Below are 12,461 nucleotides of genomic sequence, written 5' to 3'. Positions count from 1 at the left end.
TATATTCCGCAGAGGATATTTATGGAAGCCTGGATTCAACACCTGTTTTCGCAATCGCTGGAGTACGCGCTGATCGCTGTGGCGCTGGTGACCTTCCTTGAGTCGCTGGCCTTCGTGGGATTGCTGTTGCCGGGCACGGTATTAATGGCCAGCCTTGGGGCGCTGGTCGGAAGCGGACAAATTGGTCTTTACCCTGCGTGGGCGGCCGGATTCGTTGGCTGTTTAATCGGCGATTGGGTCTCTTACGGCATTGGCTGGAAGTTTCAGGGGCCGCTGCATCGCTGGAAATATCTGAAAAAGTACAAGGGTTTGCTGGATAAAACCGAGCATGCGCTGCATCAACACAGCATGTTCACCATTCTGGTGGGGCGATTTGTCGGCCCGACGCGTCCGCTGATTCCGCTGGCAGCGGGCATGCTGGAGTTGCCGGTGCGCAAATTCCTGCCGCCTAACCTGATTGGCTGCATTCTCTGGCCGCCCGCGTATTTGATGCCGGGCATTCTGGCGGGCGTGGCGATTGATGTACCGCAGGCCGCGCAGGGTGGCAGCTTTAAATGGCTGCTGTTGCTGGTGGCGCTGCTGCTGTGGATCGGTGGCTGGTTGCTGTGGCGCTGGTCGCGCAGCGGTAAAACGGTGGATTGGGCGACTAAGTATCTGCCTGCATCGCGTTTGCGCTGGCTGGCACCGCTGGTGGCGGCGATTGGCCTGGGCGCGTTTATCGCGATCCAGTTCCATCCGATGATGCCAATCTTCCGCCACCTGCTGTGGAAAGTTTTCTTCGCTTAACGCGCTGTCACGCCAAGGATGGCGGCTGCGGCACTTTCACCGCGCACCAAACTCTCTGTACTGCCATCCCAATAGATGCGCCCGTCGACGATCACCAAACTGCGCGGCGCAATCTGCTGAGCATCTTCCAGGCTGTGCGACACCATCAACAAGGTGATGTTGCGGTTTTCGCATACCGAACGTACCAGCTGCAGCATCTCGTTGCGCAGCGCCGGATCCAGCGCTGAGAAGGGTTCATCCAGCAGCAAAATCGGTTGATTGCGCAGCAGGCAACGCGCCAATGCCACGCGCTGACGCTGGCCACCGGAAAGCTGACCAGGCAAACGCGTGAGCATCGCCTGCAAGCCGGTTTGCTCGGCGATATCCACCACTTGCTGCTGCTGTTCGCGCGTCAATTTCAGGCCCGGATGTAAGCCCAACGCCATGTTTTGCTGCACCGTGAGATGCGGAAACAGATTGTTCTCCTGGAACAGCATGGAAACCGGGCGCGCCGACGGCACGCTGTGGGTATGATCAACGCCGTTCATCATCAGCGCGCCTTGATTGATCGGCAAAAAGCCGCCAATCAGACTCAGCAAGGTACTTTTCCCCGCGCCGCTCGGACCGAGGATCGCCAGACGTTCACCCGCCTGTGCCGCAAAACTGAAGCGCATCGGCAGATGCTGATAAAGGTAAGTAAGGTTATTCAGTGTCAGCATGGCGACCCGGTAATTTTTCCATCAGAGTGAAGAGTAGCAAGCAGAGCAGCAGCAGCAGCAGTGCGGTGACGGCACCGTCAGCACCGCGATAGGCGCCAATCTGCTGGAACAGATAGAAGGGCAGCGTGCGGAAATCGGCGCTGCCAAACAACGCGACGACGCCAAAATCGCCAATCGACAGCACGCAGGCAAACGCCAGCGCCTGAGCAATCGGGCGTTTCAGCGCGCGCAGCTCAATCAGCCGCAAGCGGTTGAAACCGGAGATGCCGAGTGAAGCGCAGAGCTGGCTGTAACGGGCGCTGATATCGCGCATCGGATTCTCCAGCACTTTCATCGCATAAGGAATGGCGATCAGGGCGTTAGTAAAGATCACCAAACCATCGGCGCGCTGCGGTAACCCCACGGTGGCGTTGAACAGCAGAAAGAAACCGCTCGCCAGCACAATGCCCGGCATCGCCAGAATCAGCATGCCGCTCATCTCCATCGCCTGCGCGGCGACTCTGTTCTGGCGCTGCCGCAGTTCGCGGCTGCTCCACAGCAGCATCATGGTCAGCACCACGCAGAGCACGCCGGCGCCCACGGCAATACGCAGCGAGGTAAAGGTGGCTTGCCACAGCGCCGCTTGTTGTAGCGCACCGGCGACGCCGCCGCGCAAACCATCGACGATAACCGCCGCCAATGGCGGTAACAGCAGCAGCAGCGCCAGGCCAATCAGCAACGTATCGCTGATGCGCGCCTGCCATGAATCCTGCGGATCGCGCCAGCCGCGAATGCTCTGGCTGCCGGTGGGAATGGCTTTGCTAAAGCGCTGGCTCAGCAGCACCAGCAGTAAACAGCAAGCGAGCTGTAACAGCGCCAGCAGCGCCGCGCGGCCGGGATCGTAATCGAAATTCAGCGCCTGGTAGATCGCCAGTTCCAGCGTGGTCGCTTGTGGTCCGCCGCCCAGCGCCAGCACCGTGGCGAAGCTGGCGAAACAGAGCATAAAGATCAGCGCGGCCGTCGGCAGAATCTGACGGCGTAGCCACGGCCACTCAAGCAAGCGAAACAGATTCCAGCCGCGCAGGCCGAGCTGGGCGGCGACTTGCCGCTGCTCGCCGGGAATGCTCTCCAGCGCCTGTAACAGCAGGCGCGTCGCCAGCGGCAGGTTAAAGAAGACGTGCGCTAGCAGAATGCCCTGCAGGCCATACGGCGAAAAGTGGTAGTCAAGGCCGATGGCCGCGCACAGTTGCGCCAGCCAGCCGCTGCGACCGTACACGCTGAGCAAGCCAAACACCGCCACCAGCACCGGCAGCACCAGCGTCATGGCGCACAGGCGCAGCAACAGATTGCGTCCCGGAAAACGGCGGCGATAGAGCGCGCGCGCCAGCAGGATCGCGGGCAGCACCGAAAGCAGCGCCGACAGCAGCGCCTGCTCAAAGGAGAACAGCAGCACATGATGCAGATAGCTGTCGTCGAGTAGCGCGCGCCAGTCAGTGGCCGGAGCGACCATCACCAATGCACCAAACGCCAGCAGCGCTACCGCGCACAGCAACAGCGCGATGGCGCTACCGGGAATCAACCAGCCGGGCATTAACGGCTAACGGCGCGTTGCCATGCGCTGATCCACGCGGCGCGATGGTCGGCGACTTCGGCTGACGTGAATTGCAACGCCTTCGCGGGCACCTGCAACGTTTGATAACCGGCTGGCAGATCGCTTTTGATCACCGGATACATCCAGTTGCCGGTGGGAATGGTCTGCTGGAAGGCCGGAGAAACCATAAACTGCATGAACTGCTGCGCCAGCTTGGGCTGTTTGCTGCTGGCGAGCTGCGCGGCGACTTCCACCTGCAAATAGTGGCCTTCGCTAAATTCGGCCGCAGCGTAGTTCTCTTTCTTCTCTTCGATAATGTGATAAGCCGGAGAAGTGGTGTAGCTCAACACCAGATCGCCTTCGCCCTTCAGGAACAGACCGTAAGCTTCGCTCCAGCCTTTAGTGACGGTAACGGTTTTTTGCGCCAGCTTCTGCCACGCATCAGCTGCGTTATCGCCATACACTTTTTGCATCCACAACAGCAGGCCAAGACCCGGCGTGCTGGTGCGCGGATCTTCATAAATCACTCGCCATTTTTCCGGGCTTTCGACCAGCTCTTTCAGGCTTTTCGGCGGGTTCTTCAGTTTGTTTTTATCGTAGACGAAAGCGAAGTAGCCATAATCGAACGGGATAAAGGTTTGATTGTTCCAGCCATCCGGCAGTTTTAAGCTGCGGGTATCCACGCTGCTGTTAGCAAACAAGCCGGTTTTCTCCGCCGCCTGCACCAGATTGTTATCCAGCCCCAGCACTACATCGGCTTTGCTGTTTTTGCCTTCCATGCGCACGCGATTGAGCAGCGATACGCCATCTTCCAGCGCCACATACTTCAATTCGCAGTCGCACTGCGCTTCAAAGGCTTTTTTTACCGCTGGGCCGGGGCCCCAATCGGCAGAGAACGAATCGTAGGTGTAAACGGTCAGAACCGGTTTAGCAGCGAAAGCCGGTGCCGTAACCAGCAGCAACACAGGCAGAACTTTGTTTAACACTTTGCGCTCCTTGAGGAGAAGAGATGTTGAGTCGCAAAGGATCTGAGGCGTGAGGCATCTCAAATCCCTACGCCGGTATTAGCCGGATCAGGTTCGACGGGTTTCTCTCAGCCCTGATATCAAGGCACCCCGTTGAGAACGGCTCATTCTAGACATTTATATGACAGCGCGAAAGGATCACAGCTCCGGTGGTGCAAACCAGGCTGATTTGAAGTCAAACCAGCCGAGCGTATTCAGCCGCACGCCGCGCATACTGCGTTGCCCTTCCAGCAGCAGCCAGTGATGGAACAGCGGATGCAGATAGTCGCGGTCGATCAGCTGTTTACTCCATTCCGCCAGCGGTAACGCTTTCTGCCGCCAGCGCGCGGCATCGGCTTGCCAGTCAATCGGAATGCAGTGATGCATCAACGGCAGCTCGAACAGTTGCGCGAACAGCGCGTACTCCAGCGGCAGGGTAAAGTTGACGCTGCCGAGCCAGATATCACTTTCACCTTCGCCCTCGAACCACGCTTCGTAGCTCACGACACGAGTAATTAGCTCAACACCTTGCTGCGCCAACAGCGGTCGCAGCGCGTTAGCGATACCTTCATGCTCAACGTGATGGCTGTACCAGCTCAGCGTCAGCTGAGTTAAGCCTGCCGGTTTATCGGCGGAGGTGAGATCGCGGCGATGGTGCCAGCGCGGCAGCAAGCCATAAGCCGGGAACCAATAACGCTGATAGCCGACGCCTGCATGATTCAGTAAGGCGATGGGATTAAACAGATAGCTTACCCAGCGGCGGAAATGCGCATCGCGACCCAACTCGGAGCGCTGATCGTACAGCAGGAAGTAGCAGCCTTCTTCCAGACGACTCTCTTCCGATTTTTCATCGGCGGTTTCGCCCTGCAACTTGACTCCGGCATACACCAGCTCGTCGCTGATCTCCGGCAGCACCCAAATCGACACATCGTCAATCAGCGCGCGATAGCCAAAGTAATCATCAAAGGCGGCGATCTTCAGCTGCGTTTGCTGATTGCGCACCACGCTGTACGGACCGGTGCCAAGCGGCTGGCGGGCAAACTGGCGTAACGTGGGCCATTCGCGCGGCAGGATCATCGCGCTGACGCTGGCCAGCAGCCACGGCAACCAATCGTCCGGCTGGCTCAGATGGATATCCAGCGTCCAGGGCGCGGGCGAATCCAGTTTACTGATGTGAGAAAACAGCGGCTGGCTGCGCACGCGCTCCAGCGAAGCAATCACATCCGCCATTTCCAGTTCACGGCCATGATGAAAACGAATCGCCGGGCGCAGGAAGAAACGCCACTGCAGCGGCGAGGTTTGCTGCCAGTGATGGGCGATATCGGGTTCGATTTCCCCCTTTTCCTCATTTATGCGCATCAGGCCGTTGAAAATTTGTCGCGCCAGATGGGTTTCCGAGCGGCGCAGCGGCGAACCGGGCAGCAGATTGGGCAGCGGGCGATAATAGAGCACGCGCAGGATGTGTTTGCCCTGGCGGAAGCTGCGGCCTAAATGTGCCGCAATCATCTGGCGCACCTGGTTTTTATCGCCCACCAGCTGCACTAACTGTTCGATACGATCTTGTTCCAGCAGATCCTCGGCGCGCTGCTGCTGGAGCGCCAGGCCGGTGTAGCAAAAACTCAGCATTGAGCGCTTGCCGCGTCCCGCTTCTGCCTGCCAAATCAGCCAGCCTTGGCTTTGCATGGCGTTGAGCAGGTTACGCATATGGCGACGCGAGCAGTGCAGCAGATCGGCCAGCTCGCTGAGCGTGGTTTCCTGATCCTGCCCCTGACAGCTTTGCCATAGGCGGATAAATTGCTGCTGCAGACGTGAAGAGGACATAAAAGGGGAACTCCTTGTCAGAATCGCTCAGTTTTTCCTGCCTCATATTAGAGGCATACTGCCCGGCAATGGAAGAGCGGGAGGCATTCAGTAATGAATGGCGCTCTGCCAGCGGTTCCGCCGACGTGGAACCCCTTTCTGAGTAGGGTGCATTTTCACCGCCAGCAGCGCTTTATCTGCTGGCTTTTTTCGTTTTACTGTAGAATCTTCTACCCTCATTTCTCTACCTTTTTTATTCGCAAAGGGATTTCTGCATGAAATCGCTGTTAACGCGTCAACGTCGCATCAATCCGGTCTACCTCTCGTTTATGGCGGTGTCGTTTATGACCGGCGTGGCCGGTGCGCTGCAGGCGCCGACGCTGAGCCTGTTTCTGACGCGCGAAGTACAGGTAAGTCCGTTCTGGGTCGGCTTGTTCTTTACCATCAATGCGATCGCGGGGATTGTGGTCAGCCTGCTAATGGCGAAACGCTCCGATAATCAGGGCGATCGCCGCAATCTGATTCTGTTTTGCTGCCTGATGGCGACGCTGAATGCGCTGCTGTTTGCCTTCAATCGCCACTATTTAACGCTGGTGACGCTGGGCGTGTTTTTGTCGGCGCTGGCCAGCGTGTCGATTCCGCAGGTGTTCGCCCTCGCGCGGGAATATGCCGATCAGTCGGCGCGTGAAGTGGTGATGTTCAGCTCGGTGATGCGTGCGCAGCTGTCGCTGGCGTGGGTGATCGGGCCACCGCTGTCGTTTGCGCTGGCGCTTAATTACGGTTTTGTGACGCTGTTTTGCGTGGCGGCGGGGATTTTCCTGCTAAGCATGCTGCTGGTCTGGCGCACCTTGCCCTCGGTGCCGCGCGTGGTGGCCTCGCCTGAAGAGGTGCTGACGCAGCTGAGCCCGTGGAAGGACAGTCAGGTGCGGTTACTGTTTATCGCCTCGGTCACCATGTGGGCGTGCAACACCATGTATATCATTGATATGCCGCTGTATATCAGTACCACGCTTGGCCTGCCGGAGAAGCTGGCGGGCTTGCTGATGGGCACCGCCGCCGGGCTGGAGATTCCTATTATGCTGCTGGCCGGGCATTACGCGCGGCGCACCGGCAAACGCAACCTGATGCTGCTGGCGCTGGTGGCGGCGATTGTGTTTTATCTCGGATTGGTGATGTTCCAGTCGCGGACAGCGTTGATGGTGCTGCAACTGTTTAATGCCGCGTTTGTTGGCATCATCGCCGGAATTGGCATGTTGTGGTTCCAGGATTTAATGCCGGGCCGCGCAGGTGCGGCGACGACGCTGTTCACCACCTCAATTTCCACCGGCATGATTATCGCCGGCATCATTCAGGGCACCATGAGCGAACGCTTTGGTCATGAGTCGGTTTACTGGCTGGCGTTGGGGCTGGCGGTGCTGGCGTTGGGATTGGCGTCGCGCGTGCGGGATGTGGTTGATAGCTAGCAAAGAGAAGGGCGACAGGATGTCGCCCTTGTTGCCTCAGCGTAAGAACGCGGGCTGATTGGTCTCGTAGCTGGAGATAGACGCTTCGTGTTGCAGCGTCAGGCCAATGCTGTCGAGGCCGTTGATCATGCAGTGACGGCGAAAGCTGTCGATTTCGAAGCTATAAGTCTTATCGCCTGCGGTTACAGTTTGCGCTTCCAGATCCACGGTGAAGGTGATGCCCGGCTGCGCGGCAACCAGTTTGAACATCTCATCCACTTCTTCATCGCTCAGCTTCACCGGCAGCAGCTGGTTGTTAAAGCTGTTGCCGTAGAAAATGTCGGCGAAGCTTGGCGCAATCACTACATGGAAGCCGAAGTCGGTCAGCGCCCACGGCGCGTGCTCACGCGATGAACCACAGCCAAAGTTCTCACGCGCCAGCAAAATGCTGGTGCCTTTGAACTCCGGTTTGTTCAGGACAAAGCTGGCGGTTGGCACGGTGCCCGCATCATCTTCAAAACGCCAGTCGTGGAACAGATGCGCGCCAAAACCGGTGCGCGTCACTTTCTGCAGGAACTGCTTTGGAATAATGGCATCAGTATCGACGTTGGCCGCATCCAATGGCGCCACAATGCCGGTGTGTTGAGTAAATTTGTTCGCCATGGCTTACGCTCCCTGAGTCAATTCACGAATGTCGGCAAAGCGACCGGTTACGGCAGCCGCAGCAGCCATTGCCGGGCTCACCAGGTGAGTACGTCCACCGCGGCCCTGACGGCCTTCAAAGTTACGGTTGCTGGTTGATGCGCAACGTTCGCCTGGATTGAGGCGGTCGTTGTTCATGGCCAGACACATGGAGCAACCCGGTAAACGCCATTCAAAACCGGCTTCGAGGAAGATTTTGTCCAGACCTTCGGCTTCGGCTTGTGCTTTTACCGGACCCGAACCTGGCACCACCATCGCCACCACGCCCGGCGCCACTTTACGGCCTTTGGCAATCGCAGCAGCGGCGCGCAAATCTTCAATACGTGAGTTGGTGCAGGAACCGATAAACACTTTATCGATCGCCACGTCAGTCAGTTTGATGCCGGGCTGCAGATCCATGTAAGCCAGCGCTTTCTCTGCTGAGGCGCGCTCAACCGGATCGGCAAAGGATTGTGGATTCGGAATCGCTTGATCTACCGCCATTACCTGGCCTGGATTGGTGCCCCAGGTCACTTGCGGAGCGATATCTTCCGCGTGCAGCGTGACGATGCTGTCGAATTTGGCATCGCTGTCAGACTTCAGCGTGCGCCAGTAAGCGACCGCTTGTTCCCACTGCTCGCCCTTCGGCGAGAACTGCTTGTCTTTCAGATAATTGAAAGTGGTGTCGTCCGGCGCGACCAGGCCCGCTTTGGCGCCCATTTCAATCGCCATGTTACACAGCGTCATGCGGCCTTCCATGCTCAGCGCTTCGATCGCTGGGCCACAGAATTCGACAACGTGACCGGTACCGCCAGCGCTGCCGGTTTTACCGATAATGGCCAACACAATGTCTTTGGCGGTAATGCCTGGCGCCGCTTCGCCCAGCACTTCAATCTTCATGGTTTTCGCGCGGCCCTGTTTCAGGGTTTGCGTGGCAAACACGTGCTCAACTTCGGAAGTACCGATACCGAATGCCAGCGAACCAAACGCGCCGTGCGTGGCGGTGTGGGAATCACCGCAGACGATGGTCATGCCCGGCAACGTCATACCTTGCTCTGGCCCAATGACGTGCACGATGCCCTGGAATGGGTGATTCAGGTCATACAGCTGAATGCCGAACTCAGCACAGTTTTTCATCAGCTCTTGCATCTGAATACGCGCCATCTCGCCAGACGCATTGATATCTTTGGTCTGCGTCGAAACGTTGTGATCCATGGTAGCGAAGGTTTTCGACGGCTGTCGCACTTTGCGGCCGTGCGCACGCAGACCATCAAAGGCCTGCGGCGATGTCACTTCATGGATCAGATGGCGATCGATATAGAGTAACGGCGTTTCGTTCGGGGTTTCGTTAACGACATGTGCATCAAATAACTTCTGGTATAAGCTTTTCATTTTATTATTTTTCCTCTGCGATGAAACCGGCAATGATGCTGCCCATCTCATCTGTGCTCACGGCTTTGCCGTCACCGGCCAAATCACGGGTGCGATAACCCGCTTCCAGCGCACGGCTCACGGCGCGTTCAATGCTTGCGGCGGCTTCATCCGCATTCAGGCTGTAACGCAACAGCAGTGACAGCGACAGAATCTGCGCAATCGGGTTAGCGATGTTCTGGCCGGCGATATCCGGTGCGGAACCGCCCGCTGGCTCAAACAGGCCAAAACCTTCTTCATTCAGGCTGGCGGAAGGCAGCAAGCCCATGGAACCGGTAATCATCGCGCATTCGTCTGACAGGATGTCGCCAAACAGGTTAGAACAGAGCAGCACGTCAAACCGTGATGGATCTTTAATCAGCTGCATGGTGGCGTTATCGATGTACATGTGGCTCAACTGCACATCCGGATAATCTTTTGCCACTTCGTTCACAATCTCGCGCCACATGACGGAAGTCTGCAAAACGTTGGCTTTGTCGATTGAGGTGACGATGTTGCGGCGCTTACGCGCTGATTCAAAGGCGATACGCGCGATGCGCTCAATTTCGAAACGGTGATAAACCTCGGTATCGAAAGCGCGCTCGTGCGGGCCGCTGCCTTCGCGGCCTTTCGGTTGACCGAAGTAGATGCCGCCGGTCAGCTCACGCACGCACAGGATGTCGAAACCGCGCTCGGCGATGTCGCTGCGCAACGGGCAGAACGCTTCCAGACCTTTATACAGCGCAGCAGGGCGCAGGTTGCTGAACAGCTTGAAGTGCTTACGCAGCGGCAACAGCGCACCGCGCTCAGGTTGCTGCGCAGGCGGCAGATGTTCCCATTTCGGACCACCTACCGAGCCAAACAGAATCGCATCCGCTTGCTCTGCGCCGGCAACGGTAGCCGGTGGCAGCGGTTCACCGTGACGATCGATGGCAATACCGCCAACATCATATTCGCTGGTGGTGATACGCATGTCGAAACGCGTACGAATTGCATCGAGAACTTTCAGGGCCTGCGCCATCACTTCCGGACCAATTCCGTCGCCTGGCAATACCGCGATATGAGAAGACTTAGACATAGTTACACCGTTTCCTTCTGATCTTTAAATTTACGCTGCAGTTCTTTTTCCACCTGCTTAGCACGCCAAATATTGTTCAACGCGTTCACCATCGCTTTCGCCGATGATTCGACGATATCGGTCGCCAGGCCAACGCCGTGGAATTTACGACCGTTGTAGTTGACCACGATATCGACCTGACCCAGCGCGTTCTCGCCGTGGCCTTTCGCCGTCAGCTTGTAGTTAATCAGTTCAGCTTCAAAGCCGGTGATGCGGTTGATAGCCTGATAGACCGCATCAACCGGACCGTTACCGGTTGCGGCGTCAGCTTTGGTCTCTTCACCGCAGCCCAACTGCACGGAGGCCGTTGCGGTTACGCTGGAGCCGGTCTGCACGTTGAATTCGTTAAGCTCGAAATATTCCGGCTCTTCGTTCTGCTTGTTGATGAAGGCCAACGCTTCCAGGTCGTAATCGAAGACCTGACCTTTCTTGTCGGCCAGCTTCAGGAAGGCGTCGTACAAAGTGTCGAGGTTGTAATCAGACTCTTTGTAGCCCATCTCTTCCATGCGGTGTTTCACCGCCGCGCGGCCAGAACGGGAAGTCAGGTTCAGCTGGATTTTGTGCAGGCCGATGGATTCTGGCGTCAGGATTTCGTAGTTTTCGCGGTTCTTCAGCACGCCATCCTGGTGAATACCGGAAGAGTGGGCGAAGGCGTTAGAACCGACCACCGCTTTGTTAGCTGGAATCGGCATGTTGCAGATTTGGCTCACGGTTTGGCTGGTGCGGTAGATTTCCTGATGATTGATGTTGGTGTGGACGTTCATGATCTGCTGGCGGGTTTTGATCGCCATGATCACTTCTTCCAGCGCACAGTTACCGGCGCGCTCGCCTAAACCGTTCAGCGTACCTTCAACCTGACGCGCACCGGCCAATACCGCAGCGATGGCGTTGCCGGTCGCCATACCCAAATCGTCGTGGGTGTGAACCGACAAGATGGCTTTATCGATATTTGGAACGCGTGCCACCAATTGGCCAATGATGTTAGCGTATTCGCCTGGCAAGGTGTAGCCGACGGTGTCCGGGATGTTGATGGTGGTTGCACCGGCATTGATCGCGGCTTCAACCATGCGGCACAAATCGTCGATTGGCGTACGACCGCCATCTTCACAGGAGAACTCAACGTCGTCGGTGTAGTTGCGGGCGCGTTTGATCATGTGCACTGCGCGTTCAATCACTTCTGGCAGTGTGCTTCGCAATTTGGTGGCGATGTGCATCGGCGAAGTCGCGATGAAGGTGTGAATACGGAACGCTTCAGCCACACGCAGTGATTCGTAAGCGGCGTCAATGTCCTTCTCAACGCAGCGTGCCAGTCCGCAGACGCGGCTGTTTTTAATGGTACGAGCGATGGTTTGTACGGATTCAAAATCGCCTGGAGAGGAAACGGGGAAACCCACTTCCATTACATCCACGCCCATACGTTCCAACGCCAGAGCGATTTGCAGTTTTTCTTTAACACTCAGGCTGGCCTGTAAAGCCTGTTCGCCATCACGCAGAGTGGTATCGAAAATAATAACTTGCTGGCTCATCGTAATCTTCCTTATGCATTAACTTTGCCGGTGCTACGAGCATAAAAAAACCCGCGCATTGGCGCGGGTTTCTTAAACTTCTGCAGGTTCGAATCAGTTGTTGATTCCGCCCACTAGTCTACCGCGCAAACTGGATGCGTTTAGTAGTAGACCGAGTAGGCGGAAAGAATGAAACATGAGTCAAACCTCGTAAATTGAGTGCTGCACATATTGGTACTGGAATTGACGTGTGAAGTCAACCTTAAGTACAAGGGTATTTCTGTGAAGTCAGAAGGGCGATGTGCTGTGATTTTTCGGCTGCGCAGAGCAATGACATTAATTAGCAACAGAATAAGTGAATCCATCCACTTAAAAAATCGTTTAGAAAATAGAATTTATTTTAAATTGTTGATAATTAAAATTTTAAGTTGCTAATGCGCATTACTGA

Annotated in this window: 11 protein-coding genes and 1 riboswitch; of the genes, 2 read left to right on the top strand and 9 right to left on the bottom strand. The window is 56.6% G+C overall.

The genetic code is table 11. From position 1 onward, the window contains the following. Nucleotides 1-21: 21 nt before the first annotated feature. The gene (locus K5Y33_RS14915) at nt 22-786 is read left to right on the top strand and encodes a DedA family protein (RefSeq protein WP_222234403.1); all 765 of its coding nucleotides are present in this window, start codon (nt 22-24) and stop codon (nt 784-786) included. On the opposite strand, the gene thiQ is transcribed toward K5Y33_RS14915, so the two are convergent. The 4 genes from thiQ to sgrR all read right to left on the bottom strand — a co-directional run bounded on the left by thiQ (nt 783) and on the right by sgrR (nt 5,879). Continuing rightward, the gene (gene thiQ, locus K5Y33_RS14910) at nt 783-1,484 is read right to left on the bottom strand and encodes a thiamine ABC transporter ATP-binding protein ThiQ (protein WP_192235739.1); all 702 of its coding nucleotides are present in this window, start codon (nt 1,482-1,484) and stop codon (nt 783-785) included. The genes K5Y33_RS14915 and thiQ overlap by 4 nt on opposite strands. Then, complete coding sequence (gene thiP, locus K5Y33_RS14905) at nt 1,468-3,054, bottom strand: thiamine/thiamine pyrophosphate ABC transporter permease ThiP (RefSeq protein WP_222234401.1); 1,587 nt, start codon at nt 3,052-3,054, stop codon at nt 1,468-1,470. Before thiP ends, thiQ begins: the two co-directional genes overlap by 17 nt. Continuing rightward, the gene (thiB, locus tag K5Y33_RS14900) at nt 3,054-4,040 is read right to left on the bottom strand and encodes a thiamine ABC transporter substrate binding subunit (RefSeq protein WP_222234399.1); all 987 of its coding nucleotides are present in this window, start codon (nt 4,038-4,040) and stop codon (nt 3,054-3,056) included. Before thiB ends, thiP begins: the two co-directional genes overlap by 1 nt. A 46-nt stretch (nt 4,041-4,086) precedes the next feature. After that, nucleotides 4,087-4,182: riboswitch (TPP riboswitch) on the bottom strand. A 35-nt stretch (nt 4,183-4,217) separates the two neighbouring features. Then, the gene (gene sgrR, locus K5Y33_RS14895) at nt 4,218-5,879 is read right to left on the bottom strand and encodes an HTH-type transcriptional regulator SgrR (RefSeq protein WP_192235733.1); all 1,662 of its coding nucleotides are present in this window, start codon (nt 5,877-5,879) and stop codon (nt 4,218-4,220) included. A gap of 254 nt (nt 5,880-6,133) precedes the next feature. Here sgrR and K5Y33_RS14890 point away from each other — a divergent pair, with 254 nt between their 5' ends. Beyond that, complete coding sequence (locus K5Y33_RS14890; RefSeq protein ID WP_222234398.1) at nt 6,134-7,321, top strand: MFS transporter; 1,188 nt, start codon at nt 6,134-6,136, stop codon at nt 7,319-7,321. A 36-nt stretch (nt 7,322-7,357) separates the two neighbouring features. Here K5Y33_RS14890 and leuD read toward each other — a convergent pair whose 3' ends face one another. The 5 genes from leuD to leuL all read right to left on the bottom strand — a co-directional run bounded on the left by leuD (nt 7,358) and on the right by leuL (nt 12,211). Further along, a complete protein-coding gene (gene leuD, locus K5Y33_RS14885) occupies nt 7,358-7,963 on the bottom strand; it encodes a 3-isopropylmalate dehydratase small subunit (RefSeq protein ID WP_101762126.1) in 606 nt (201 codons plus the stop codon). A gap of 3 nt (nt 7,964-7,966) precedes the next feature. Next, the gene (leuC, locus tag K5Y33_RS14880; protein ID WP_101762125.1) at nt 7,967-9,373 is read right to left on the bottom strand and encodes a 3-isopropylmalate dehydratase large subunit; all 1,407 of its coding nucleotides are present in this window, start codon (nt 9,371-9,373) and stop codon (nt 7,967-7,969) included. Between the two features lie 4 nt (nt 9,374-9,377). Then, nucleotides 9,378-10,469, bottom strand: a complete 1,092-nt coding sequence (gene leuB, locus K5Y33_RS14875; protein ID WP_222234397.1) for a 3-isopropylmalate dehydrogenase — start codon at nt 10,467-10,469, stop codon at nt 9,378-9,380. A gap of 2 nt (nt 10,470-10,471) precedes the next feature. Beyond that, the gene (leuA, locus tag K5Y33_RS14870; protein ID WP_101762123.1) at nt 10,472-12,034 is read right to left on the bottom strand and encodes a 2-isopropylmalate synthase; all 1,563 of its coding nucleotides are present in this window, start codon (nt 12,032-12,034) and stop codon (nt 10,472-10,474) included. A 93-nt stretch (nt 12,035-12,127) separates the two neighbouring features. Then, the gene (leuL, locus tag K5Y33_RS23810; RefSeq protein ID WP_099686952.1) at nt 12,128-12,211 is read right to left on the bottom strand and encodes a leu operon leader peptide; all 84 of its coding nucleotides are present in this window, start codon (nt 12,209-12,211) and stop codon (nt 12,128-12,130) included. Between the last annotated feature and the right edge of the window lie 250 nt (nt 12,212-12,461).

The organism is Pantoea sp. DY-17, from assembly GCF_019795975.1.
In the GTDB taxonomy this organism is placed as follows: Bacteria; Pseudomonadota; Gammaproteobacteria; order Enterobacterales; family Enterobacteriaceae; genus Pantoea; species Pantoea leporis.
The sequence above is the reverse complement of the archived record's forward strand: the minus strand, read 5'-3'. Positions and strand labels throughout refer to the sequence as shown.